At 66.2% G+C, this 24,728-nt stretch carries 18 protein-coding genes; 6 read left to right on the top strand and 12 right to left on the bottom strand.

All coding sequences use genetic code 11. The annotated features are described in order from the left end of the window. Positions 1–136 precede the first annotated feature (136 nt). The 3 genes from NTH_RS21930 to NTH_RS21920 all read left to right on the top strand — a co-directional run bounded on the left by NTH_RS21930 (position 137) and on the right by NTH_RS21920 (position 9,603). Positions 137–5,593, top strand: a complete 5,457-nt coding sequence (locus NTH_RS21930) for an alpha-2-macroglobulin family protein (protein WP_422392457.1) — start codon at positions 137–139, stop codon at positions 5,591–5,593. A gap of 47 nt (positions 5,594–5,640) precedes the next feature. Further along, a complete protein-coding gene (gene pbpC, locus NTH_RS21925) occupies positions 5,641–7,698 on the top strand; it encodes a penicillin-binding protein 1C (protein ID WP_338532085.1) in 2,058 nt (685 codons plus the stop codon). A 240-nt stretch (positions 7,699–7,938) separates the two neighbouring features. Continuing rightward, on the top strand, positions 7,939–9,603 hold the full coding sequence (locus NTH_RS21920) for a Na/Pi cotransporter family protein (protein WP_338532084.1): 1,665 nt from the start codon (positions 7,939–7,941) through the stop codon (positions 9,601–9,603). Positions 9,604–9,741: 138 nt separating this feature from the next. Here the strand turns inward: NTH_RS21920 and NTH_RS21915 are convergent, their stop codons facing one another. The 5 genes from NTH_RS21915 to NTH_RS21895 form a co-directional block, all read right to left on the bottom strand. Beyond that, the gene (locus NTH_RS21915) at positions 9,742–10,494 is read right to left on the bottom strand and encodes a 5'/3'-nucleotidase SurE (RefSeq protein WP_338532083.1); all 753 of its coding nucleotides are present in this window, start codon (positions 10,492–10,494) and stop codon (positions 9,742–9,744) included. Positions 10,495–10,585: 91 nt separating this feature from the next. Then, positions 10,586–11,758, bottom strand: a complete 1,173-nt coding sequence (locus tag NTH_RS21910; RefSeq protein WP_338532082.1) for an MBL fold metallo-hydrolase — start codon at positions 11,756–11,758, stop codon at positions 10,586–10,588. Further along, entirely contained in the window at positions 11,758–12,837 is a 1,080-nt protein-coding gene (locus tag NTH_RS21905) for an ABC transporter ATP-binding protein (RefSeq protein ID WP_338532081.1), read from the bottom strand. Before NTH_RS21905 ends, NTH_RS21910 begins: the two co-directional genes overlap by 1 nt. Next, entirely contained in the window at positions 12,825–14,528 is a 1,704-nt protein-coding gene (locus NTH_RS21900) for an ABC transporter permease (RefSeq protein ID WP_338532080.1), read from the bottom strand. Before NTH_RS21900 ends, NTH_RS21905 begins: the two co-directional genes overlap by 13 nt. A 12-nt stretch (positions 14,529–14,540) precedes the next feature. Continuing rightward, entirely contained in the window at positions 14,541–15,533 is a 993-nt protein-coding gene (locus NTH_RS21895; protein WP_338532079.1) for an ABC transporter substrate-binding protein, read from the bottom strand. A 304-nt stretch (positions 15,534–15,837) separates the two neighbouring features. On the opposite strand from NTH_RS21895, the gene NTH_RS21890 reads away from it, so the two are divergent. Continuing rightward, positions 15,838–16,749: a sugar-binding transcriptional regulator gene (locus NTH_RS21890; RefSeq protein ID WP_338532235.1), complete on the top strand. Its 912-nt coding sequence runs from the start codon at positions 15,838–15,840 to the stop codon at positions 16,747–16,749. A 33-nt stretch (positions 16,750–16,782) separates the two neighbouring features. Here the strand turns inward: NTH_RS21890 and NTH_RS21885 are convergent, their stop codons facing one another. Continuing rightward, positions 16,783–17,151: a hypothetical protein gene (locus tag NTH_RS21885; protein WP_265517468.1), complete on the bottom strand. Its 369-nt coding sequence runs from the start codon at positions 17,149–17,151 to the stop codon at positions 16,783–16,785. 176 nt (positions 17,152–17,327) lie between these two features. On the opposite strand from NTH_RS21885, the gene NTH_RS21880 reads away from it, so the two are divergent. Then, the gene (locus tag NTH_RS21880) at positions 17,328–18,449 is read left to right on the top strand and encodes an anhydro-N-acetylmuramic acid kinase (protein WP_338532234.1); all 1,122 of its coding nucleotides are present in this window, start codon (positions 17,328–17,330) and stop codon (positions 18,447–18,449) included. A gap of 85 nt (positions 18,450–18,534) precedes the next feature. After that, positions 18,535–19,449 carry an N-acetylmuramic acid 6-phosphate etherase gene (locus NTH_RS21875; protein ID WP_338532078.1) on the top strand — a complete coding sequence of 305 codons (915 nt, stop codon included), beginning with the start codon at positions 18,535–18,537 and terminating at the stop codon, positions 19,447–19,449. A gap of 91 nt (positions 19,450–19,540) precedes the next feature. On the opposite strand, the gene NTH_RS21870 is transcribed toward NTH_RS21875, so the two are convergent. The 6 genes from NTH_RS21870 to NTH_RS21845 all read right to left on the bottom strand — a co-directional run bounded on the left by NTH_RS21870 (position 19,541) and on the right by NTH_RS21845 (position 24,701). Beyond that, positions 19,541–20,272, bottom strand: a complete 732-nt coding sequence (locus NTH_RS21870; protein WP_338532077.1) for an RES family NAD+ phosphorylase — start codon at positions 20,270–20,272, stop codon at positions 19,541–19,543. Then, positions 20,269–20,682, bottom strand: coding sequence for an MbcA/ParS/Xre antitoxin family protein (locus NTH_RS21865; protein ID WP_338532076.1), 414 nt, complete (start codon positions 20,680–20,682; stop codon positions 20,269–20,271). Before NTH_RS21865 ends, NTH_RS21870 begins: the two co-directional genes overlap by 4 nt. A gap of 117 nt (positions 20,683–20,799) precedes the next feature. After that, a complete protein-coding gene (locus NTH_RS21860; RefSeq protein WP_338532075.1) occupies positions 20,800–21,141 on the bottom strand; it encodes a RidA family protein in 342 nt (113 codons plus the stop codon). A 46-nt stretch (positions 21,142–21,187) separates the two neighbouring features. After that, a complete protein-coding gene (locus NTH_RS21855; protein WP_338532074.1) occupies positions 21,188–22,294 on the bottom strand; it encodes an NAD(P)/FAD-dependent oxidoreductase in 1,107 nt (368 codons plus the stop codon). 7 nt (positions 22,295–22,301) lie between these two features. Beyond that, positions 22,302–23,654: an aspartate aminotransferase family protein gene (locus NTH_RS21850; protein WP_338532073.1), complete on the bottom strand. Its 1,353-nt coding sequence runs from the start codon at positions 23,652–23,654 to the stop codon at positions 22,302–22,304. Positions 23,655–23,657: 3 nt separating this feature from the next. Next, positions 23,658–24,701, bottom strand: a complete 1,044-nt coding sequence (locus NTH_RS21845) for a histone deacetylase family protein (protein ID WP_338532072.1) — start codon at positions 24,699–24,701, stop codon at positions 23,658–23,660. Positions 24,702–24,728 lie beyond the last annotated feature (27 nt).

The raw sequence follows: 24,728 nt of genomic DNA, 5'->3' as shown, positions 1-24,728 counted from the left end.
CCCTTGTCGTTCGGCACTGCCCGGATTCGACAAGCTAGGATATTTTTCTGCCCTTTGTCGAAACGGGCCGCCGTTGACACGCATCGGTAAAGCTGGGCCAATATCCATGGAGCATGGGTAGTGGCAGGAGAGCGACATGATGCGCCGGGTTTCCCTTATTCTCTTCATTCTTTGCAGCCTCGCCGTCACAGCCTCCGCGCAGGATGCAAGGCGCATCGTCACCACTTCCGACAGCGACTATTTCGGCTTCGACCTGCGCAGCGAGCAGGATGTCTCGCTCGACCAATGCTCGGCTGCCTGCCTTGGCGATCCGCAATGCCGCGCCTTCACCTACAATGCCAAGGCCCAATGGTGCTTCCTCAAGTCGGATTTCAGCAGGCTCGATCGCTTCGAGGGCGCCATCGCCGGCAAGGTGGTGACGGCCGGCGCCGGGCCGGACATCGGCGCGCCGCCGCCGCTTGCCTTCGTGCCGTCGCATATACTGCAGGAGGCCGACGCCTACCGGGGCGAAGTGCTGGGCAAGGCACCTTCCGGCGATACCGGCCTGGTCGCCCTCACATCGGCCGCCGGCCAGGCGCTGACCGCCTATGACGGGTCCAACGCGATGGCCAATTTCGAGGCCGCCATTGCCATCGAGCCGCAGGATGCGGCGCTATGGACGGGCCTTGCCCGGGCGGCCACGATTGCCCAACCGGACCGGAACCGGAGCGGCTATATCCTGCAGCGCGCGGCCACAAGCGCCGGCGTGATCGCCTATCGGCTCTCGCGCACCGCCGACGACCGTGCCGACGCGCTCGCGGCCCTTGCCGCCGCTTTGGAGAACCGCACCCTTTTCCGGCCCGCCATCAGCGCCTATGAGGCGAGCCTGGCGCTCCGCTCTTCGCCCGAGGTTCAAGCCCTTTATGCCGAACTGAAGCGCACCAAGGGTTTCCGGGTCGTCGACCATTCCGTCGATTCCGACAGCGCGACGCCGCGCGTCTGCGTCCAGTTCTCCGAGGAGCTCGTCAAGAGCGGCGTCGACTACTCCCAATACTTGACCGTCGACAACGGCCGCGCCGCGGCCATCGACAGGAGCGATCAGGAGCTCTGCGTCAGCGGCTTGCGGCACGGTGAGCAGTTCCGCATCGTGGTCCGCCAAGGCCTCCCGGCGGCGATCGGCGAGGTGATCGCCGAACCTGTCCCGCTCGGAATCTACATACGCGACCGGTCGCCCGCGCTGCGTTTCACCGGCGAGAATTTCGTCCTGCCCACGAGCGCCCGGCGCGGCATTCCACTCGTCTCGGTCAATGCGTCGAGCGCGGAATTGTCGCTCTATCGCGTGGGCGACAGGTCGCTGGCGCGGCTCGTGGCGGAATCGACATTCCTGAGCCAGCTCAACCAGTATGAGATCGAGCAGGTTGCCAGCGACCTGGGCGAGGAAATCTGGACGGGAACGATCGAAATCGAACCCGAACGGAACAAGGACGTCGTCACCAGCATCCCCGTCGACAAGATCGTGCCGGAACGCAAACCCGGCATCTACATGCTGGCCGCCCTCCCCGAGGGCGACCGCAGCCAGAGCTGGGACAGCCGCGCCACCCAGTGGTTTCTGGTCTCGGACATCGGCCTGTCCACCTTTGCAGGCGGCGACGGCCTGTCGGTTTTCGCCCGCTCGCTCGCCACCGCCCGGCCGATGGCCGACCTGCGGCTGAAGCTGCTCGCCCGCAACAATGAAGTGCTCGGCGAGGCGGTGACGGACGCCGAGGGCCACGTCCGGTTCGCGCCGGGCCTTGCGCGCGCCGATGGCGGGCTCTCGCCGGCGGCCATCATCGCCGAGAACGGCAATGATTTCGTCTTCCTCGACATGACGCGCGCCGGCTTCGATCTTTCCGACCGCGGCGTCACGGGGCGGCAATCGCCGGGACCCATAGACGCCTTTGCCTGGACCGAGCGCGGCATCTATCGCGCCGGCGAGACCGTGCACGCGGCCACGCTCCTGCGCGATGCCGCAGTGGACGCGGTCGAGAACCTGCCGCTTACCTTCATCTTCCAGCGGCCCGACGGCGTCGAGGACCGCCGCATCGTTTCGAAGGGCGCGGGCTTGGGCGGCCATGCCGTCGATCTGCCGCTTCCCGAAAACGCCATGCTGGGTACTTGGTCGCTGCGGGTCCATACCGATCCCGAGCAGGCGCCGATCGCCGAGAAGATGTTCCTGGTCGAGGATTTCGTCCCCGACCGGACGGAGTTCGCGCTGACCTCCGATCGCGACAGCGTTCCGGTGGGCTCGTCGGTGGAAATCACGCTCGACGGCCGCTATCTCTACGGCGCACCGGCGGCCGGCCTGGCGCTCGAGGGACAACTGACCATCGGCACGACACGCACATGGGAGCCGTTTCCCGGCTATCTGTTCGGCCTGCAGGACGAGGACGAAGCCGAAACCGTGCGCGTGCCGCTGGCGGGCCTGCCCGAGACGGATGCCGACGGCAAGGCCGTCTTCGACGTTTCCATCGACAGCGTGCCGTCGACGACGCGACTGCTCACCGCCAATATCAGCGTACAGATGCGCGAGGCCGGCGGACGCGCTGTCGAGCGCGCCATAGACATCGGCATCGAGCCGGAAGCCGAGTTCATCGGCCTGAGACCCGAATTTTCGGGCGGACAGGTACAGGAAGGCGGCACTGCCGGCTTCCGCGTCATCGCGGCGGACGCCTCGGGCGAGCGCATCGCAATGCCGGGGCTGAAATGGTCGCTCCTGCGGGTCCAGCGGAACTACCAGTGGTACCGGAGCGAAGGTTCGTGGCGCTATGAGCCTATCGTCTCGACGAGCCTTGTCCAGGAAGGCACGGTCGACGCATCGCCCGGTTCCGAACCGCAGATCAGCATCCCCGTCGACTGGGGCCGCTACCGGCTCGAGATCGCCGGCGCTGAACCGGGCGGACCGGTCTCCAGCATCGAGTTCGATGCCGGCTGGTATGTCGAGGCGCTCTCGACCGAGACGCCGGACGGCCTCGAAATCGCGCTCGACCGCGAATCCTACAGGGTCGGCGACATCGCGAAGCTGAAGATCTCGCCGCGCTTTGCCGGCGAAGCGCTGATAACGCTCGGCGTCGAGAACCTGAATCGGACCTTCACCGCCACCGTGCCGGCCGAGGGCACGACGATCGACATTCCCGTAACGGAAGATCTGGGTGCCGGCACGTATGTGACGGCGACGCTGTTCCGCCCCGGCGAGGCGGCCGACAACCGCCTGCCGATGCGGGCGATCGGCGTGCGCTGGCTCAAGGTCGACCCCGGTGCGCGCAAACTTTCGGTTGCGCTTGAAATGACGGAGAAGGCGCGGCCCGGCGAACGGCTCGCGGTTCCCGTCTCCGTCGGCGGGCTTGCCGTCGGCGAGGAGGCCTACGTCACGGTCGCGGCGGTCGATGTCGGCATTCTCAATCTCACGCGCTACGAGCCGCCCGCTCCGGCCGACTGGTATTTCGGCCAGCGCATGCTCGGGCTCGAACTGCGCGACATATATGGCCGGCTGATCGACGGCTCCCTGGGCGCGGTCGGCCGCTTGCGCACCGGCGGCGACGGCGGCGGCATGACGGCGGCCGGAAGCGCGCCCACGGAAAAGTTGCTCGCCTTCTTCTCCGGCATCGTCCGGCTCGATGATGAGGGCAAGGCCGAAATCGGCTTCGACCTTCCGCAGTTCAACGGCACCGCCCGCATCATGGCCGTTGCCTGGTCGAGGAGCGGGGTCGGAAGCGCGGCAAAGGATGTCGTCATCCGCGATCCGCTCGTGCTGACGACGAGCCTGCCGCGCTTCATGGCGCCCGGCGACGAAGCGCGCCTGCTCGTCGAGATCGCCAATACGGACGGCCCCGCCGGCGAATACGCGCTGACGGCCGAAGGCAGCGGAGCGGTCGCGCTCGATGCGCGTACGGCGCCGGAAAGCATCGACCTTGCCGCCGGCGGGCGGACCAGCATATCGCTTCCGGTATCGGCCGGACAGCCCGGCGCGGGCAGCCTCAGGATCGCACTCGCCCATCCATCCGGCCTTGCCGTCGAAAAATCCGTCGCCCTGCCCGTGCGGCCCGGCGTCGCCCCGGTCACCACCCGGCAATCCGTGCCGCTCGCGGCTAATGGCGGCAGCCTGATGATCGATGGCGGCCTGCTGGCCGACAGCTTCGTCGAGGGCGCTTCGGTCTCGGTCAATGTCTCGCGCGCCGAGGCCTTCGACATTCCCGCGCTCCTGATGTCGCTCGACCGCTATCCCTATGGCTGCGCCGAGCAGACGACCAGCCGCGCCCTTCCCCTGCTCTATGTCGGCGAACTGTCGAAGGCGGCGGGCCTTAAGGACGATCCCGCCATCAAGGGCCGTATAGAGGAAGCGATTGCGCGCGTGCTGTCCTACCAGTCTTCTTCGGGAAGTTTCGGGCTATGGGGCCCCGGCTCGGGCGATCTGTGGCTCGATGCCTATGTCACTGACTTCCTGACCCGGGCAAGGGAGCAGGGTTTCGCCGTGCCCGAACAAGCCATGACGCAAGCACTGCAGAACCTGCAGAACGCCATGGCCTACGACGTCGACATCGCGGCCAATGGCGGTGAAATCGCCTACGCGCTTTATGTCCTGGCGCGCAACCGCAAGGCCTCGGCCGGCGATCTGCGCTATTACGCCGACACCCGCATGGACGAGTTCGCCAGCCCGCTCGCGCGCGCCCAGCTTGCCGCCGCGCTCGGACTCTACGGCGATGCCGAACGCGTCGAAAGGAGCTTCGGCTCCGCCTTCCGCCTGGCCCAGTCCATGCCGGTACGCGCCACTGCGCGGGCCGATTATGGCTCGGCCCTGCGCGACGGGGCGGCCATGCTGGCGCTTGCCGCCGAAACGCGGCCCGAACCGGCGCTCATTCCGCAGATGACCAGCTACGTCTCGGATGTCAGGGGCCGCACGCGCCATATGAGCACGCAGGACGAGGCCTGGATGCTGCTCGCCGCCCGCGCGCTGGGCGAAGCCGGCGACAGCATAGCGCTGACCGTCGACGGCGTCGCTCATTCGGGCGCTTTCGCCCGCCGCCTGTCCGGCGAGGAGGTCGCCGCCGCGCCCTTCACCATCGCCAATGCCGGCGCGGAGCCGATCAACGCCGTCGTCACCACCGTCGCAGCACCCCAGCAGCCGCTTCGTGCCGGGGGAGAAGGCTTCACCATCGAGCGCCGCTACTACCGGCTCGACGGGACGGAGATCAATGTCACGGAAGCCCGGCAGAACGAGCGCTATGTGGTGGTTCTGGACATCACCGAGGCCAACAAATGGCCCTCGCGGGTGCTCGTCTCGGACCTGTTGCCGGCCGGCTTCGAAATCGACAATCCGAGGCTGGTCGACAGCGCGCAGCTCGAAAACTTCGAATGGATCGGTCAGACGGAGGTGGCCCATAGCGAGTTCCGCGACGACCGCTTCGTCGCCGCCTTCAACCGCGATGCCGGCAGCGACCGGACTTTCCGGCTGGCCTATGTGGTGCGGGCGGTGACGCCCGGCGTCTATACGCATCCCGCCGCCAGCGTCGAGGACATGTACCGGCCGGAATTTTCGGCGCGCACGGCGACGGGCTTCATGGAGATCACGGGCGAGTAGCGGTGGAAAGGTCCGGCAGAGCGCGAAGGTGGATACGGCGTAGCGTCTTGGGCGCTGCCACGCTGGCGGTCCTGCTTGCAGTCGGCACCTTCACCCTCGACTGGCTGGACCGCGCCTTTCCGCCGCCGCTCGACAGCGCCGGCGCCCTTTCCGTCGAGGTGCTGGACCGCGACGGCGCGCTGCTGCGCGCCTATGCGGCACAGGACGGACGCTGGCGGCTCAAGGCGGATGTCGGCAAGCTCGATCCGCAATTCCTGAAAATGCTCATAGCCTATGAGGACAAGCGTTTCCGGACACATTCCGGCGTCGATCCCATGGCGCTTGCCCGCGCAGCTATCCAGCTTGTCGCCAATGGCCGCATCGTTTCGGGCGGCTCCACCCTTTCCATGCAGCTCGCGCGCCTGCTCGAGCCGCGCAAGGAGCGCAGCTTCGCCGCGAAGTTCCGCCAGATCGCCCGCGCCCTGCAGATCGAACGGCGGCTTTCCAAGGACGCCATTCTGGAACTCTACCTGACACTGGCGCCCTATGGCGGCAATCTGGAAGGGGTACGGGCCGCAAGCCTTGCCTGGTTCGGCAAGGAGCCGCAAAGGCTGAGCCTGTCGCAAGCCGCGCTCCTCGTGGCCCTGCCGCAATCGCCGGAGACACGCCGGCCCGACCGGCATTCGCAGACGGCAAAGTCGGCACGCGACCGTGTGCTCGCCCGCATGGCCACGGCCGGCATCATTCCCGAAAGCGAGGTGGAGCGCGCCGCGCAGGAAAACGTGGCCGCGAGGCGGCTGCCCCTGCCCGCCTTCGCCGCGCACCTGGCCGACGCCGCGATCCGCTCCGAAGGCGGGCAGGCCCTCCGCCACCGGCTCCTTCTGGACAGGGGCATTCAGGCCGCGCTCGAAGCGGTGGCGAAAGAAGGCGCACGCCGCCTCGGCCCCCGCGTTTCGGTCGCCATGATGCTGGCCGATGCCCGTTCGGGCGAAGTGCTCGCGCGGGTGGGATCGGCGGATTATTTCGATCCGGCGCGCGCCGGCTGGATCGACATGAGCGTGGCGCAACGCTCCCCCGGATCGACGCTCAAGCCGTTCATATACGGACTTGCCATCGAAGACGGGCTGGTGATGCAGGAAACCATGATAGAGGACAGGCCAGCCGATTTTCACGGATACCGTCCGCGTAATTTCGACATGGACTATCAGGGCGACGTCAGCGTGCGCGATGCGCTGCAGATGTCGCTCAACGTGCCGGCGATCCGGCTTCTCGATGCGGTCGGGCCGGCCAGGCTCATGTCCCGGCTGAGAGCCGTTGGCGTGGTCCCCGTTCTGCCGCCGGGCGAAACGCCGGGGCTGGCGATCGGCCTCGGCGGTGCGGGGCTGACGCTGGAAGGGCTGGTGCAGCTTTACGCCGGGCTGGCCAACCGCGGCAAGGCGCGGCGCTTGCGCCACCACCCGGACGCCGAAGCCGCCAGCCCGGCAACGGTGCTGACGCCGCAGGCCGCGTGGCAGATCGCCGACATGCTTTCGGGCGTGGCGCCGCCCGAAGGCGCCCCCCGTCTCGGCATCGCCTACAAGACCGGCACTTCCTACGGCTACCGCGACGCATGGGCGGTCGGCTACGACGGGCGTCACGTCCTGGGCGTATGGGTCGGCAGGCCCGATGGGGGCTCGGTGCCGGGGCTGATCGGCTATCTCGCCGCCGCGCCCATCCTGTTCGAGGCTTTCTCCCGCTCCGGCGTCGGCGTCACGCCGTTTCCGCGCGCGCCCGCCGGGGCGGTGCGCCTTGCCGCTTCGGAAATGCCCGCCTCGCTTCGCCGGTTCGCTTCTTCGAGCGGCGCGCCCATTCCCGGCGCCCCGACCGAGCCTGCCCCCGAGATCGTTTTCCCGCCCGAGGGCGCCCGCATCGACCTCGGTTTCGCGCATGAAACAGACGTAGCGCCGCTGGCCCTGAAGATCATCGGCGGTCGGGCACCGTTCCGCTGGCTGGCCAATGGCGAGCCGCTGGCCGAAACGTTCCGCCGCCGCACCGCCTCATGGCAACCCGACGGCGGCGGGGCTTCGACCCTCACGGTTATCGACGCGGCCGGCCGCACCGCGAGCGTCCGCGTTTTCCTGGAATAGTCGTGCGCTACGAGATTTTCTTAGCCAGTGCGCTATGATTATGGGCAGCGATCCTGATGTCGGCCGTCAGGACAACCCACGCTCGCCCGTCGACGGGATGGGAAAAGGCCAGCGCCGCAGCCGATGAGATTTTTGAACATTTGTCATTTGATAACTACTAATGTAACAAAGACTCGGCGAAGATTAGAGCATCAAGCGCCATGAAGCGGCTTCTGCGGAGGTCGAGAGCAACGAGGTTCGATGAGCGGTTCCGTCTTTTTCCTGCATATGGCCGGCGCGGTGGCGCTGCTGCTCTGGGCCACGCGAATGGTGCGCACCGGCGTCGAGCGCGCTTATGGCAATATGCTGCGGCAGCGCCTGCGCCAGACGCTCGGCAACCCGTTTCTGGCGGCGCTGACCGGGCTCGCCATGGCCGTCGCCCTGCAAAGCTCCACCGCCGTCACACTTCTCATCGGCTCCTTCGCCGGCCTCGGCATCGTCACCGGGCTGTCGGGCATCCTCGCGGTTCGCGGCGCCGAGGTCGGCTCCGCCCTTGTCGTCAAGGTCCTGAGTTTCGACCTCACCTTGCTTGTTCCCGTGTGCCTTTTGACCGGGACGGTGATCTTCCTGACCACCGAGCGGCGGCAGTGGCGGCAGATCGGCCGCATCCTTGTCGGCATCGGGCTGCTGATCCTGTCGCTCGGGATGATGAGCCAGGCTTCCGAGCCGCTCCGCCAGAGCACCATCGTTCCGCTGATCGTCGGTTATCTCTCCAGCGATCCCATATCGGCCTTCCTGCTCGCCGCTGTCGTGACCTATCTGTTCCATTCCAGCATCGCGGCGGTGCTGCTGCTGACGACATTCGCAGCGCGCGGCATCGTCCCGCCGGAACTCGGCATCGTCATGGTGCTCGGCGTCAATCTCGGCTCCTCCTTCATCGCGCCGATGCTGACGCGCGGCTCGCCGCCGGCCTATCGCGTGGTTCCGCTCGGCAATCTGCTCATGCGCGGCCTCGGCTCGGTGGTGCTGCTGGCGGCTTTCGTGGCATTCGATCCTTTGCTCGAACCGCTGGGCGCCAATCCCGCCGACCGCGTCATTCACGCGCACATCGCCTTCAACATCATCATCCTTCTGGCCGGCATCCCCCTGTCGCGGCTCGTGCTCAAGGCGACGGAGGCCATTGTGGCTTTGCAGGCCGGCCCGAAGGAAGAGGAGCCGGCGGCTATCCACGAAACGAGCGCGCTCGACGACAGCGCCCTTGCCAATCCGCAGCAGGCGCTGGCCAATGTCACGCGCGAGGCGGTACGCATGTGCGAGACCATCGAATTCATGCTTCGCCGCATTCTGGAACTATACGAAAAGGCCGACCGCAAGGCGATCGAAGCACTGGCGGCAATGGACGACACAGTCGACCGGCGGCACGCCGCCATCAAGCTCTACCTCGCCCGCATCACCGAGCATGGCATGTCGGACGAGGAGGCGCGCCGCTGCCAGGAACTACTCGGCGTCTGCGTCAAGCTGGAGCAGGTGGGCGACATCATCGTCCGCAACATGTTGGCCCATGTGGAGAAGAAGATGGAGCGCGGGGTGGAGTTCACCCCCGAGGGCTGGCGCGAGCTCTCCGGTTTCCACGGGTCCGTGCTCGCCAATGCGCGCCTCGCCTTCAACCTTCTGGTGACGCGGGACGCGGCGACCGCGCGCGAACTGGTGATGGAAAAGGACCGGCTGCGCGACGTCGAGAAGGAAACGAGCCGGCGGCATTTCGAGCGCCTGCGCCAGGGCTCCGAGCAAAGCGTCGAAACCAGCTCAATCCACCTCGACACGATCCGCGACCTCAAGCAGATCAACTCGCTCCTGGCGAGCCTCGCCTATCCCGTTCTCGAAGAGCAGGGCCTCCTGAGCGACTCGCGGTTGAAGGCGGTATAGGTCTTGGCTGCGCTGATAAGTTCCCCACTTGCGTCATCGGTTCCGTTCTGCGGGCTCGTTCCGATTCTTGGCGTTGATAACGTGGTGGGGGCAAAGCTTCCCCGGAATAGACGAGCGGGCGAGGCAAAAGCGTTTTAACTACCTTCCCACCGCACCCAGGCCCTCCACGAAGGCCCCGTCGAGCGGTGTTTCGCCAAACCAGTTGAGTCGGTTCACGGTCGCGAAGCCCTCGGCAATCATGCTGTTCTCATCGCCCGCGCGGCTGCTGTGCTCGCGCCCGCGCGGCACCATCAGCTCGACCAGATTGCCGTCGTCCTTCACCACCGTGGCGGTGCGGGCGATCTTGTCGCGGCCGATCCTCGGCTGGGCGAAGGGGGCCGGCAGGCGCGCCGGAAGGTTGACGCTCAGCCAGTGTCCCTCGACGGACCAGCCGGTGCGGTTCTGCCACAGAAGCCGGATCAGCCGTGCCAGCCAGTCGGCGTCGCCGTCACGAAAGTCGGGCTCCTTGACGCGCGAGAAGCCGATGGCCGGCAAGCCCCAGAAGGTCGCCTCCCGCACCACGCCAAGCGTTCCCGAATAAGCCAGATCCTCGCCGACATTGCGCCCGTCATTGACGCCGGCGATCACGAGGTCCGGCTTCGCCCCATCGCGGAACAGCCACGTCATGGCCGCCACGACGCAATCGGCAGGCGTGCCGGAGCAGGAAAAGCGGCGGCCGCCGAGGCGGCGCACTGTCAGCGGCCGGGCGATGGTCAACGATGTTCCCGCAGCGGTGCGCTTGCCATCCGGCGCCACGACCCAGACGTCGTCGCTCAGCTTCGCCGCCGCCGCGGCCGCCAGGGCAAGCCCCGGAGCCTCGATGCCGTCGTCGTTTGAGATCAGGATCCGCATGTTCACTCTCTATTCGATGATCCGGAGCGCCATGCATCTATCCGGACGCATAAGGGGCGCTCTTCTTTTGGTTTTCCGCCTTATCCGGACATCAGGTGATTTCACCTGACTGCAAGATGCTGAAGCTCTGCCCGGTGCGAAACTCCGTTTGGAGGACAGGAAGGTGGTCCCGCATTTGGCGCAGAACATCGAGCTCGCAGGAGTGTCCGAGCACCGCCGGGCGCCCGGCGTCTTCCCACAGCGCGAGATTTTCCGGCAGGGTCGGGTGCGTCGGCAGGCGTATCCAGGCCGCCCGTCCGCGCTCGGCCAGCAATGACGCCGGAGAGCCCTTCGGCAAATGACCGGTCAGAAGGATCGGATAATCCTCCTTGTCGGCCATCGGAATGGCGGTCTTGGCCGGGCCGGCCACACCCATGCCGTCATGCACCAGCAGCGGCCGGTCGGGCAGCGCCCTCCCGGCCTGCCAGTCGATGGCGTCAGCCAGCTTTTCGCGCAGGCTTTCGGCGATCCCCGGCCGCAATGCGCCGGCCGCGCCGATCTGCATGGCGAGCGGCGCGCGCATGCCGGCTTCGATTGCAAAGGGCAGGTCCAGCGCCGCCATCAGTTCCAGCGACCGTCCGGAGAGCGGCGTCGGCAGCAGGCAGCCATTCCGGCGGGCCGCAACCCAAGAGGCGATTTCGCGCGCCCGTTCCGCCCCCGAAACGGTATCGGACCCGTAGGAAGCGTCGAGCATCAGGAGATCGCAGGCGGGCAATGGCTGCATGTCGAAGACGGCGCTGCCCGGCACCATGTCGGCGGCATAGACGAGCCTTTGCCCCTCGTGCTCCACCGAAAACCAGACGCCGCCGGCCACATGGCCTGAACTGCCGGTCTTCACCCGCATCGAACCCGCCTCCAGCACATCGCCCGGCCGGAAGATGCGTATCTGCCCCTCGGCCGGCGGACACCGCTTCAGTTCTTCGCCGTCGGCATATTGCGCGAGCGCGGCCGGCATCTCGGCCCGTGTTTCCGCCGTCATGTATATCGGCCCGCCATAACCGAGCTTCAGAAGCCGGCATAGCGCGCCGATGTGGTCTTCATGGGCATGCGAAATGAACAGCGCGTCGATGTCGGCGACGGGCCGCGCGAGCGCGGGGTAGTATTCGTCGCCCGCAGCGCCGACCTTGATGCCCGCATCGAGCATGATCCGCGTCGCGCCATCGCTCACGGCGATGCTGGTGCGGCCCTTTTCGCCGAACCCTCCCTGAAGATCGACCCGGAGCATCAGCCGGCTCCAGCCGCCGGGATCAGCCAGCCCGAGGTCAGGCGCAGGCGCGCCCGGCCGCCCGCCTCGAATGTCACCGGGTCCGGCTGGTCGAAATGCAGCCCCGTATGCGGCGCGCCGTCGGGCTCGAACTCCACGCGCGCCGATCCGCCGCGATAGACCGCCCGCGTTATGGTGCCCGCGAAGCCTTCACCCTTGTCCGTCGCCGCTTCGATCTGCGAGGCGCGGCAGCAGATGCGGGCGTTCCTGCGCGGCGTTTCGCCCTTGCGGCAGCGCACGACCAGTTCCTGGCCCAGCACCTTGACCTTGCATTCGCCCTTCTTCTCGGCCGTCAGCACATCGGCCGGAAGCACCATGCCCTGGGATATGAACGAGGCGACCATCTCGTTGGCCGGCTCATGGTAAAGCTCGCGCGGCGTGGCAAGCTGCATCAGCCGGCCGTGGTCCATCACAGCGATCCGGTCCGCCAGCGCCATGGCTTCGGCCTGGTCATGGGTGATGTAGAGGATCGTGGTGCCGGTGCGCTTGTGGAAATCGGCGAACTCGTCCTCCATGGAGGCGCGCAGATGCACGTCGAGATTTGCCAGCGGCTCGTCGAACAGCACCAGGCTCGGCTCGGCGACCAGGCAGCGCGCCAGCGCCACGCGCTGCCGCTGTCCGCCGGAAAGGTTGGCCGGCCGCCGGTCGGCATACTGCTCCATGTTCACCAGGGCGAGCGCGCCCTTCACCCGCGCCTCGCGCTCGGCCCGGCCCACGCGCGCCACCTTGAGCGCATAGCCGATATTCTCGGCCACGCTCATATGCGGCCACAGCGCATAGTTCTGGAAGACGATGCCGACGCGGCGCCGTTCCGGCGGCACGTTCAGTTCGGGCGATGAGACGACGCGCCCGCCGATGCTGACGCGCCCGCCCGTTACGTCCTCGAAACCGGCGATCAGGCGCAAAAGCGTGGTCTTGCCGCAGCCCGACGGGCCGAGCACGGCCAGAAATTCGCCATCCGCCACGTCGATGGAAACGTCGTCGAGCGCATTGGTGCCGCCGAAACTCTTGGTGACGTTGTGGATGCTCAATCCCGCCATGGAAGCACTCCGTCCGGTAGTCTGTTTGCAAAGAGGCTGGCGAGCAGCATCAGGAGAAAGGTGGTCGCGACCATGATGGCCGAGACCGCCGCCGCATATTTGGAATCGCCCCCTTGCTCGAAGGAGAAGATGATGACGCCGATGGTCTCCGATCCCGACGACCACAGCAGTGCCGACACCGTCAGTTCGCTGAGCGCCGTCATGAAGATGAGCAGGCCGCCGGCAATCGACGCCGGCGCGATCAGCGGGAAGATGATGGTGCGCATGCGGGTGAAAAGCCCGGCGCCGGCCACCTGGGCCGCCTCCTCCAGCGCCCGGTCGAGCTGGAAATAGCCGGCGATGGTCGGCCTTACCGCCAGCACCAAAAAACGCGCCAGATAGGCATAAAGAATGATCCACACCGTGTTGTAGATCTGAATGCCGGTGATCGGCATCGGCTTCAGGAACAGAAGCAGCGACGCGATGGCCAGCACCACGCCCGGCAGCGCATAGGGCAGCTCGACCGCCAGGTTCAGCGCCTTGATCCAACGATGCTTGCCCCACGCGATCGCATAGGCAAGGGGGATGGCGACGAAGACGGCAAAGATGGCGGCGGTAGCGGACAGATAGAGGCTGTTCAGAAATGCGCGCTTGGCGGCCGCATGTTCAAGGATGACGAAGCGGTAATTTTCCAGCGTCGCCGTATCGGCGCTCAGCGTGACGCCATAGCCGCGCACAAGCGAGGTCAGAATGAGCCCGATCAGCGGCAGAACCAGGATGAAGGCTATCAGCAGCCACATGCCGATCTCGACGGGAACGCGCCAGCGGCCAAGCCTGTAGGGCGCGGCGGGCAGCGAGGTCGACGTGATGCGGAAGTCGCGACGCTTGGCTATCCTGTCCTGCAGTACGATGCCGACCATGGCGATGATGCCGATCAGCACCGAAAGGAAGGCGACCTCCGAAAGCACCGCCGGGCCGCCGCCGGCCAGCCGCTGATAGATGAGCGTCGGCAGCACCAGATAGTTTGCCGGAATGCCCAGAAAAGCCGGAATGCCGAAATTGCCGACGCAGGACACGAAGGTCAGCGCCGCCGCACCCACGATGGACGGCGTCATCAGCGGCAGGATGACTGTGCGCAGCACGCGGAACCAGCCGGCGCCGCTCGATTGCGCGGCTTCGACCAGTTCGCGCGGCAGTTTGCGCAGCCCGGCGCGCACGATCAGGAAGACCAGCGGCGCATACTGGATGCCGAGCAGGAGAACGATGCCTTCCGGTGAGTAAAGCGGGTTGGGCGTGCCGAGCGGCGGCGCCATTCCCAGAAGGTCCAGCATCGGGCTGGACGGTCCGAAAACCTGCAGCCACGCGAGCGCCGTCACCTGCGGCGCGATCATCAGCGGCGTGACGAAGCACAGGACGAAGGCCTGGCGCTGGCGCACGTCCGTCAGCGATACGAGGATGGCGACGGCCACGCCGAGGACCAGCGCGAGCAGCGTGCCGCCGAGGCCGACGCACAGGGTGTTCCAGGTGGCCACCCAAGTGCTGTTGTCGACAAGCCCGGAGCGGATGATATCGAGGGAAAAGCGGCCGCCCGGAAGAACGACCTCCTGAAGAAGCCGCGCCATGGGCAGCAGCGAAAGGACGACGATGAGGACGACGATCCCCACCGTCAGGGCCATCTGCTGGCCCTGACGCTCCTTGAATGCGACTGTCATGCGGCGGAAACCTCAGCCGCCGAACAGGGTGGAGAATTTCTTCTTGTTCTCGTCGATCTCCTCGACGACCTTCTCGACGTCGACGGACATGATCTTGACTTCGGTGCCCTCGGGCAGCCAGTCGGGGCGTCCGACCGATGGCTTGGCCGGCAGGTAGCCCTGCTTCAACGCCAGCTTCTGCCCCTCGTCGGAGAGAATGAAGTCGACGAACTTCTTGGCCGCATCCGGGTTCTTCGCCGTGGACATGATTGCCACCGGCTCGGTCACCGCCGTCACGCCTTCCTCGGGAAAGACGAATTCGATGGGCGAGCCGTCCTTCTTGGCGTTCATGGCCATGAAGTCGACCAGGATGCCGTAGGCCTTCTCGCCGCTGGCCACCGCTTTCAGCACCGCGCCATTGCCGCGCACAGCGACGAGCCCGTTCTGCTGCAGCGTCTCGAAATAGTCCCAGCCGAGATCGTCGCGGTTGACGAAGGCCGAGAGCATGTAGGCGGCCGCGCCCGAATAGAGCGGGCTCGGCATGATGGTGAGGTTCTTGTAGGCCTCGCCGGTAAGGTCGGACCAATGCTCGGGCTTTTCGGCCGCAGCGGTATTGTAGGCGATGCCTGTGGTGATCAGCTTCGAGCCGAAATAGGTCCGGTCAGCATCGTAGGCGGTTTCCTCGAAACCTTCGACATTGGCCTCCGGATAGGCCATCAGCCGGTCGTCCTTCTTCAGCGTCTCCATGCTCACCGCGTCGGCGATCAACAGCACGTCGGGCTGTGGACTGCCGGCGGCGAACTCAGCCGCAAGCTTGGTCATCAGATCGCTGGTGCCGGAGCGGAAGATCTCGACCTCGATGCCGGGATTGGCGGCCTTGAATGCATCCACCGTCTCTGCGGCGTCGGCGTCCGGCTGTGACGTGTACAGGACCAAATCCTCGGCGAAAGCGGCCGGGGCAAAGGCTGCGGATGCGAGCAGTGCAGCCGCCAGGGCTGCCCCGCGGATCATGTATTTGCGTTCCATCGAAATGGACTCCCTTTGTTTGCGTCTTCCGACGACTGTCGTGTCGGAACTCCTCCCGTGCATGCGCAGTATGACAGCCAGATAACAAATGCGCCCATCAATTGAACATGAACATATGTTTTTGGTCAATAACAAAAGAACGCAATAATATTTCGCGATTCGGCGCGCCTTCCGCCGGCTGGCCGCGCCCGCTATGTGTTAGGTTTCGGGCGACGAGAGATGGGGAATCAGCGCCGTGCCGCGAAACGCAAAAAGGACCAAGCTGAGCGGGCCCTCGCTTTCCTCGGCCGACATCAACGTCAAGATGGCCTGGCTCTACCATGTCGAGGGACTGACCCAGGAGAAGATCGCCGGGCTTCTCAATGTCAGCCGCATGAAGGTCATGCGCACGCTGGCCGCCACCGCCCAGGAGCACGTCGTCGTCACCACCGTCAATGCGGACACGACCGAGCAGATCGCCCTTGAGCGCGCGTTGGAAAAGCGGTGGAACCTGCGCAGCGCCATCGTCGTGCCGGCGCCGGAGGAGGCCCGCAATCTGGAGCGCGCCATCGGCCATGCCGTCGCCCGTTATCTCGAGGAGCAGCTGCAGGACGGCATGACGCTGGCCATCGGCGGCGGCGCCACCCTGCATTCCAGCCTCGCCTTCATGGCCCGCCGCGAATTGGCGAACGCCACCGTGATCGGCCTCGTCGGCAGCCTGCCGCACTCGCAATGGATCAATCCTTCCATCGTGGCCACCAAGGTCGCCGAGCGGCTGAAGGTGGACAGCTATCAGATCAGTGCTCCGGTGGTCGTCGACGATCCGGCGCTGCGCGACCGTCTGTGGGAGCAGCCCTCGCTGCGCGATGTGCGCGAGCGGGCCGCGCGTGCCGATATGGCGCTTCTTACCGTCGGCGAGGTCTCGCCCGACGCAACGATCTTCCGGCACGGCATCGTGCCGAAGTCCCTGATCGAGCCTTTGCGCCGGAAGGGCGCGGTGGCCAACATGCTATGCTACTTCATCGATGCCGGCGGGCGGCTGGTGGACCATGAGATCAACCAGCGGGTGATGGCCATCGAGCTCGATACGGTCTCCCGCATCCCGCATGTCATCCTGGCGGCTGGAGGCAAGCAGAAGGTCGAGGCGATCCTTGCCGCCCTGCGCGCCGTGCCGACGCAGGCCCTGATCACCGATGCTGCGACCGCCGCGCTGCTGCTCCAGGAGGCCGACGGCTGAAGGCGGGCTACGGAGCCCGGTTCAAAGCCGCTCTCAGAGCAGCCCGCGCTCGCGCATGAAGTCGTCGAGGCCGACATGCGTCATCGCCTCGAATTCCTCCACTGCCTCGATCACCGCGCGGCGCTGCGCCGCGATCAGCAGCAGAACCTGCCGCATCTCGCCCGAGATGCCGAAGCGCGACCACCGGTCTGCCAGATGCGCCGGCAGGCCCGCCGCCGCGCAGAAGCCCTCGATGCTTTCGTAGCCGAGATCGGCGATGAGCGCCTTCGTTTCCTCCGGCGAGGAGCGTGGATCGAGCGCATGATCGCGAAAACGCTGTGCAAGCAACCGCACATCGGCGGGCCCGCCCGCCAGAACCTTTCCGAGCAAATCGGAGACCCCTGCCGGTTTCTGTGTCTGCATGAGCATATCTCCTCTTCTGTTCCGACCATATGCCAGCCGCAAAAGCCACTCAATCGAAATCGAGTGGGAACAGGTCGTCATCGCATTGCGATTTGCTGCCGCGCACCCCCTTGCCCATTGCAAGCCGCATCGAAAACCGGCAGGACGGCATGGACATCCGTGCCGGAGACCTTGCGATGAAGCCTGTATGGGCCGTTGGCCTGATGACCGGAACCGTCCTCGACGGCAATATCGACATCGCCATGATCAGGACCGACGGCGAGCGCATCGAGGAATTCGGTCCGTGGGAGCTCGTCCCGTACCCTCGCGATATCCGCGGCCTCCTGGCCGACACGCTCCAGGCGGCGCGGGCGTGGCGCTTCGAGGGACCGGAGCCGGAGATATTCGGCGAGGCCGAGCGGGCGCTGACGGAGGCCCAGTCGCTGGCCGTGAAGGATTTCCTGGCAAGGCACGGCCATGCGCCGTCGGACGTCGCGGCGGTCGGCTTCCACGGCCAGACCGTGCTCCATGCCGCACCTCAGAACGGTGCACGCGGCTTCACCCGGCAGCTTGGCGACGGCATGCTTATGGCGGGCATCGTGGGCACCGACGTCGTCCATGATTTCCGTTCGGCCGACATGGCGGCGGGCGGACAGGGCGCGCCGCTGTCGGCCATCTACCACAAGGCCATGCTCGACCGGATCGGCGCCGGCAGCGACACCGCCATCCTCAATCTCGGCGGAGTGGCCAACATGACCTGGCGCGACGGCGATACGGTGATCGCTTTCGATACCGGCCCGGCCAACGCCCCCGTCAACGACTGGGTAGCCCGGCACAACGGGGCCGACATGGATTTCGACGGCAAGATTGCCGCCAGCGGCAAGGTCGACGAGGAGAGGCTGAGCCGGCTGCTCCAGCATCCCTTCCTGACCAGGCCCTATCCCAAATCCCTCGACCGTTTCGACTTTTCCGCCGCCATGGCCGACGGCCTGGGCGTTGAGGACGGCGCGGCGACGCTGACCGCGTTCACCGCGGCCTCGGTCGTCATGGCGCTCGATCTCCTGCCGCGCCGCCCGCTTCGCATCGTGGTCTGCGGCGGCGGGCGCAAAAACCCCGTCATGATGCGGGAGATCGGCGCCCGCACCGGATGCGCCGTGGTTTCGGCCGACAGCGTCGGGCTGCGCGGCGACGCCGTCGAGGCTGAGTGCTTCGCCTATCTGGCAATACGCTCCATACGCGGCCTGCCCTACAGCTACCCGCTCACCACCGGCGTGAAATCGCCGCAAACGGGCGGCGTTCTGGCCCGGGCAAACCCGTAGGCCGGCGGCCACCGAAGGGCTTATCGCCCACGGGGAAGCGTGCTACAGAATATTGGTAGCAGGTTGGTATCAGGCAGGCGAGGCAATGCAGGCGAAACGGCACCCGCTCCAGACCGAAATCTCGGGCGGGAAGCATCTGGACGATCTCGATACGTCCGCGCTCGTCTCGACGTTGGTCGAAAGCCAGGCCCATGCGATCGGCGCGCTGGAAAAGGCGATGCCGGCGATCGACCGGGCCATCGAGGCGGCCCTTCCCGTTCTCTCCGAGGAAAGCGGGCGGCTCATTTATTGCGGCGCGGGCACGTCCGGCCGCGTTGCCCTCCTCGACGCCGTGGAACTGGGCCCCACCTTCGATTGGCCGCCCGAGCGCATGCTCGTGCTCCTGGCGGGGGGAACCGAGAACTTCGCCGCCGCGCAGGAGGCCGCCGAAGACGACACCGACGCCGCCCGCACGGCCGTGTCGGATGCCGAAGTCGGTGCCACGGACGTGGTCGTCGGGATTGCGGCCAGCGGCACCACGCCCTTCGTCCTCGAATGCATGTCGCAGGCCCGGAAGCGCGGCGCGACGACGATCGGCTGCGCCAACAATGACGGCACGCCCCTGCTGCGATCCGTCGATTGGCCGGTACTGCTCGACACCGGACCCGAAGCGCTGCCCGGCTCGACCCGGCTGACGGCGGGGACGAGCCAGAAGATCCTGATGAATGTCCTGTCGACGGCGCTGATGGTGCGGCTCGGCCGCGTCTATCAAGGCCGCATGGTATCCATGCGCGTCAGCAACAGCAAGCTCGCCGGGCGGGCGGTGACGATGGTCATGGACATCGCCGGCTGCGACGAGGAGGCCGCCCGACAGGCGTTGGAAGCCTGCGCCTATGACGTGAAACAGGCGATCCTCGTCGCCGAGGGCGTGACACCCGGCGAAGCCGCGGCGCTGCTTAGCCGAACCAGGCAACGCCTGGACGAGGCCATTGCCCTATTGAAGGGCCGGCCCTCGGGCTGAACCCTGCCGCGTTAACCCAACAGAGCCCGGCTCTCCCGCCGGTCGGCCGCGATGACGGAGCTGGCGCATCCCGCCATCGACGCTGGCGAAATCATGCTTCGAGCACTTGAAACACCTGACCGCTGCCCGCGTCCCGGTAGAAATCCACGCGTTCGCCATTCCAGTGATAGTCGAGATGCCGGGCCTGCACCGGATTGGAGGCACAGTCAGGGTAGAAGAGCCCGGCGCACTCGCCGTCGGGGAAGCGGACGCTGGGATAGACCACGCCGTCGGAGCCCGCCTGGCGCAGCCGGAGGCCGAGCGCCTGTGCAATCGCATAGTCGTCGGGCTGGAGAGTGCCCGCCCAATCCGCCGGGTCTTGGCGCAGATCGTGAAGCGCGGCATCGACGTCCATCACGATCTCGCGGAACTGCGATGTCCAGCCCGGCGCCTCGTCCGTGGCCGCCATGAAGCGCTGATGGTGATGGATGGTCTCGAAAAGAGCCGTCTCGAAGCGGTCGCCGACATAAAGGACGCCGAAGCGTCCGGCGCTGAAGCGGCTCGGGCGGTCGGGGCTGACATGGGTGAAAGGCGCCATGAGATAGGTCGCGCCGGGGCCGGCAACGCGGCGGCCGGGCGGCACCAGGTCCAGATTACCGACATTCGCCATCAGCCGGGGATTGGTCTTCTGCTCGGCCGAAAGCAGCAGCGGCCAGTCGGCCGGATCGGCGATGTCCTCGAAGAGGTCGATGGGGGGATAAAGACTGCGGATGATGCGCACCGCGCCCTTCCAGCCCACCCGGCTGACCGGTGGTGTGGCCCCGCGAATGGCATTGCCGTTCACCAGGCTCCGCGCTCCGCGTCGAGATAACGGCGCACGCGCATCAAATCCGTCAATTCGCCGCCCAGCATGATGTCGAGCGCCGAATTGCCGCCAAAGGCCTCATTGGGTCTCGATATCCAGGAATAAGCGCGCTGCGGTTCGCGGAAGATGATGCGCAGGGCCTTGTGAATGCCCATCAGGTTGGAAAGCCGCGCCCGGCGATCCCTGTCGATCCGCCCGATGGCGCCCGCCTTCCAGCGCGCATAGGTGCGCACCGGCATATCCAGCAGGATGGCGGCCTGCTCGTCGGTCAGGTTCCAGCGCGAAAACAGGTTGACCGCCGCGCGGAACATGGCCTCGGCCTCCTCCTCGCTGATCGGCGAGGGAATGAATTCGGCAGCGCGTGTATCGATCGGCTGTAAAAGGACCATGGAACATCTCCCGGCTCAAACGGTCATGGCGATAGACGCTATATCGCCCGTTACGGGAAATATAGCGATTTTCTGCCGTTTGGCAAGGAACTGATGAAATACGCCAGATGGCAATCCCTACTTGGCGGCGGTGATTATGGCCTCGACCTTATAGTTCGGCGTCGCCAGCCTGGCCTCGCCGCAGGCCCGCGCCGGCGGGTTCTCCGGATCGACCCAGGCGTCCCACACGGCATTCATGTCGGCGAAATCCCCCATATCGGCAAGCCATATGACGGCCTGCAATATCTTCGACTTCGACGAATCCGCCTCGGCCAGAAGTCTATCGACGGAGGCAAGCATGCTTTCCGTCTGCTCCCTGACCGTCTTGCCCTCACCCACCTGGCCGGCCAGATAGATCGTATCGCCGTGAACGACGATCTGGCTCATGCGGGGTCCCTTGTGACGACGTTCGATTGTCATGTTTCATCCTTTTGAGAAATTACAGGTAAACTGGAAGCCGGTTGTATCAGGCAGCCAAGCGGTCCGGCGCAAGCCGGGATACCAGGTCTTCCAGCACCGGCGTCCGGTTCTCCAGCACGCTGGCGGCGAAGGCCGAAAGAGCCGGCGCCGTCTGAATGCCATAGCCGCCCTGGCCGGCAAGCCAAAAGAAATTCTTCGCCCCCGCATCGTAGCCCACGACCGGCGTATGGTCGGGCGCGAAGGTGCGCAGGCCCGCCCAGCTCCGCTCGACCCGCGTCACCGCCATGGTCACCGCCTGCTCGAACCGATAGAGCCCCTCGGCCACCACCATGTCGTCGGCAAAGGCGTCGTGCGGGTCCACCGAGTCCTCATCGCAGGGCGACACGAAAAGCCGTCCGCCATCGGGCTTGAAATAGAACTGTTCCGTCACCTCGTCGACCAGCGGCCAGCGCGACGGATCGATGCCCTCGGGCGCCGGCAGCACCGCCATGGAGCGCCGCAGCGGCGTCAGCCCGACAGGCGCCGCGCCGCATCGTTTCGCCACCGTATCGGCCCAGGCGCCGGCGGCGTTCACGATGATGCCGGCGTCGATCCTGCGGCGTTGGGTCTCGACCTTCCACCGCCCGCCCGCCTGCTCGGCGCGCACCAACCCGTCGCCTGAAATCACTTTGGCGCCCTGCCCCCGCGCCTTCTTCAGCCACCCCTGATGCAGCGCATGCACGTCGATGTCCTGGGCGTCGGGCTCGTAGGCGGCGGCCCGCAGATAATCGGGGTCGAGGATGGGCACCATCTCCCGCGCCCTCTCCGGCGATATCTCCTCCACGCCGACCGCATCGGCGGCAAGATCGGCGACCGCGCCCGCCCGCTCCTCATCGGCAATGTAGAGAATGCCGCGCGGTGTAAGCAGCGGATGCGGGAAAAGCGCATCCTGCGCACGAAACATCGGCCCGCTTGCCTCGTTCAGCGCGCGGATCGGCCCATTGCCGTAGTTGCGGATATAGATCGCGGCGGAGCGCCCCGTCGAATGATAGGCGAGATCGCGCTCCTGCTCGAGAATGACCACCTTGGCCCGGTTCTCCAGCGCCGCCGCCAGGCCGACGCCGGCAATGCCGCCACCGACGACCAGAATATCGGTGGAAAGGGTTTCCTTCATTACGATCTCAGCCGATCTCGCCCGCGACGTCCGCCACCGCCGCTTCGGCAAGGTCGAACATCTCGTCCACCTGCTTTTCCAAGATGATCAGCGGCGGGCAGAAGGCGAGCGCGTCGCCCATATTGCGCGAGATCAGGCCGCGCTCCTGCATGGCCTTGTTGATCCGGCCGCCCAGCGCGCCCGCATTGGGCAGGCTTTCATGGGCGAACTCCACCGCGCCGATAAGCCCGATGCCCCGCGCCTCCACCGCCAGACCATGCGCACCAAGCTGGTTCAGACGTTCCATGAAACGCGGGCTGATCGCCTGGACATGGGCAACCAGATCGCGTTCCTCGATGATCTTGAGGTTCTCCAGCGCGACCGCCGCCGCGACGGGATGGCCGCTGCCCGTATAGCCATGACCCCAGACGCCGATCCTTGCCGATTCGTCCGCCACCGGCCCGTAGACGTTCTCGTTCACCAGCAGCGCCGAGATCGGCATGTAGGAGGAGGAAAGCTGTTTCGACAGGGTCATGATGTCGGGCTCGAGATTGAAGGTCTCGGTGCCGAACATCCTGCCCGTGCGCCCGAAACCGCAGATCACCTCGTCGGCGACGAACAGGATGCCGTGCTTCTTGAGGACCGGCTGAACCGCTTCCCAATAGCCCTGCGGCGGCACGATGACGCCGCCCGCGCCCATCACCGGCTCGGCGAAGAAGGCGGCGATCGTCTCCGGCCCTTCCCGCACGATCATTTCCTCAAGGTCTGCCGCGCAGCGGCTGGCGAAATCCGCTTCGCTCTCGCCGTCCTTCTTCATCGTGCGGTAGTGCGGGCAGGTGGTGTGCAGCACACCGTCCATGGGCAGGTCGAAGGAGCGGTGGTTGTTGGGCAGCCCGGTCAGGCTGGCGGCTGCCAGCGTCACGCCGTGATAGCCCTTGACGCGCGAGATGATCTTCTTGCGCTGCGGCTGGTCGAGCGCGTTGGAGCGGTACCAGATCAGCTTGATCGCCGTGTCGTTGGCCTCCGATCCCGAGTTGGTGAAATAGGCCTTGGACATGGGCACCGGCGCCATGGAAACCAGCTTCTCGGCCAGTTCGGCGGAGGGGCCATGCCCCTTGTGGGTGAAGGTGTGGTAATAGGGCAGCTTCTCCATCTGCCGCATGGCCGCGTCGGCCAGCCGCTTTTCGCCAAAACCCAGCGCCACGCTCCACAGCCCGGCCATGCCCTCGATATAGCGCTTGCCGTTGTTGTCGTAGACATGGATGCCCTCGCCCCGCTCCATGATCAGCGGGCCGGCCTCCTCGTGCTTGCGGGCGTCCGTATAGGAATGCAGGTGATAGGCGACGTCCCGGGCTTCGATCGAATTGGGCAGGGGTTTCATGGATCACATCTCTTCGGGAATTGCAGCCAGCGCTTCGCGCGTGGCCGTCAGATAGATTTCGGCATTGTCCGTCAGCGACGGGCCCAGATACCCGCCTTCCTGAATGAGCGCGGTCGGCAGGCCAAGAGCCACGATCTCGCGCGCCATTGTGGCAAAGCCCTCGCCCGTCATGTTCACCTCCGACAGCGGATCGTCGCCAGCCATATCGAAGCCGAGCGAGACGACCAGCGCTTCGGCGCCGAAAGCTTCGATCGCCGCCAGCCCCTCGCGGAACCGGGCGAGGATGGCTTCGGCGCCTGCGCCGGGCGCAAGGCACAGATTGAGCGTCGCCCCCGCGCCCGCGCCCTCGCCGCGCTCGTCCTCATAGCCGAGATAGTAGGTCGGGTAGTTGTCCGGATCGGTATGCATCGAGCAGACGAACACGTCGCCGCGCTCATAGAAGATGTCGAGCGTGCCGTTGCCGGTGTGGGTATCGATGTCGAGGATCGCCACCCGCGAAAATGTCTCGCGCAGGCTCTGCGCCGCGATGGCAGCATTGTTGAAGACGCAGAAGCCGTTGGAGGCATCGTGCAGGGCATGGTGGCCGGGCGGGCGGCACAGGCCATAGACCGCGCGCTCCCCCGCCTTCACGCGGGCCGCGGTTTCGAGCGCCGTCTGCGCCGACCAGTAGACCGCGTCCCAAGTCCCTTCCCGCAGCGGCACGGAGGTGTCGGTCGCGTACCAGCCGAGCTGGCCGAAAACGGAGGAGGAAGGTCGGCCGGGACGCCGGCCGGGATGGCAATTGGGGATCGGCTCCTGGTCGCCCGCCTCCGCCCGCCAGCGCCGCCAGGCATCCTTCCAGAAATCGACATAGCCGGCTTCGTGGACCGCCTTGATCGGCGCCTCGCCGAAATCGCGCGGGGCCTCTATCGCAAACCCGTTCCGCAACAGCATGTTGCGGATGAGGATGGCACGCTCGGGCTGTTCGGGATGGCCGATATAGGCGCCCCGCCGGAAATAGCGCTCTGGATCGTGCCTCAGCTGCCGCTCGTCGAATATCGCTTTCATGTCGTTCTCGTTTCACCTGCAGGGAAG

Origin of the sequence: Nitratireductor thuwali (assembly GCF_036621415.1) — a bacterium.
Lineage (GTDB): Bacteria > Pseudomonadota > Alphaproteobacteria > Rhizobiales > Rhizobiaceae > Chelativorans > Chelativorans thuwali.
Note: the sequence above shows the minus strand (reverse complement) of the source record. Positions and strands in the feature narration are given on the sequence as shown.

Coding starts and splice junctions, on each gene's coding strand:
- NTH_RS21930 (WP_422392457.1), top strand. CDS start 137: ATGATGCGCCGGGTTTCCCTTATTCTCTTCATTCTTTGCAGCCTCGCC.
- NTH_RS21865 (WP_338532076.1), bottom strand. CDS start 20,682: ATGGTCCTTTTACAGCCGATCGATACACGCGCTGCCGAATTCATTCCC.
- NTH_RS21850 (WP_338532073.1), bottom strand. CDS start 23,654: ATGAAACCCCTGCCCAATTCGATCGAAGCCCGGGACGTCGCCTATCAC.
- NTH_RS21920 (WP_338532084.1), top strand. CDS start 7,939: ATGAGCGGTTCCGTCTTTTTCCTGCATATGGCCGGCGCGGTGGCGCTG.
- NTH_RS21875 (WP_338532078.1), top strand. CDS start 18,535: ATGCAGGCGAAACGGCACCCGCTCCAGACCGAAATCTCGGGCGGGAAG.
- NTH_RS21895 (WP_338532079.1), bottom strand. CDS start 15,533: ATGGAACGCAAATACATGATCCGCGGGGCAGCCCTGGCGGCTGCACTG.
- NTH_RS21860 (WP_338532075.1), bottom strand. CDS start 21,141: ATGACAATCGAACGTCGTCACAAGGGACCCCGCATGAGCCAGATCGTC.
- NTH_RS21880 (WP_338532234.1), top strand. CDS start 17,328: ATGAAGCCTGTATGGGCCGTTGGCCTGATGACCGGAACCGTCCTCGAC.
- NTH_RS21845 (WP_338532072.1), bottom strand. CDS start 24,701: ATGAAAGCGATATTCGACGAGCGGCAGCTGAGGCACGATCCAGAGCGC.
- NTH_RS21900 (WP_338532080.1), bottom strand. CDS start 14,528: ATGACAGTCGCATTCAAGGAGCGTCAGGGCCAGCAGATGGCCCTGACG.
- NTH_RS21855 (WP_338532074.1), bottom strand. CDS start 22,294: ATGAAGGAAACCCTTTCCACCGATATTCTGGTCGTCGGTGGCGGCATT.
- NTH_RS21915 (WP_338532083.1), bottom strand. CDS start 10,494: ATGCGGATCCTGATCTCAAACGACGACGGCATCGAGGCTCCGGGGCTT.
- NTH_RS21905 (WP_338532081.1), bottom strand. CDS start 12,837: ATGGCGGGATTGAGCATCCACAACGTCACCAAGAGTTTCGGCGGCACC.
- NTH_RS21910 (WP_338532082.1), bottom strand. CDS start 11,758: ATGCTCCGGGTCGATCTTCAGGGAGGGTTCGGCGAAAAGGGCCGCACC.
- NTH_RS21890 (WP_338532235.1), top strand. CDS start 15,838: ATGGCCTGGCTCTACCATGTCGAGGGACTGACCCAGGAGAAGATCGCC.
- NTH_RS21885 (WP_265517468.1), bottom strand. CDS start 17,151: ATGCAGACACAGAAACCGGCAGGGGTCTCCGATTTGCTCGGAAAGGTT.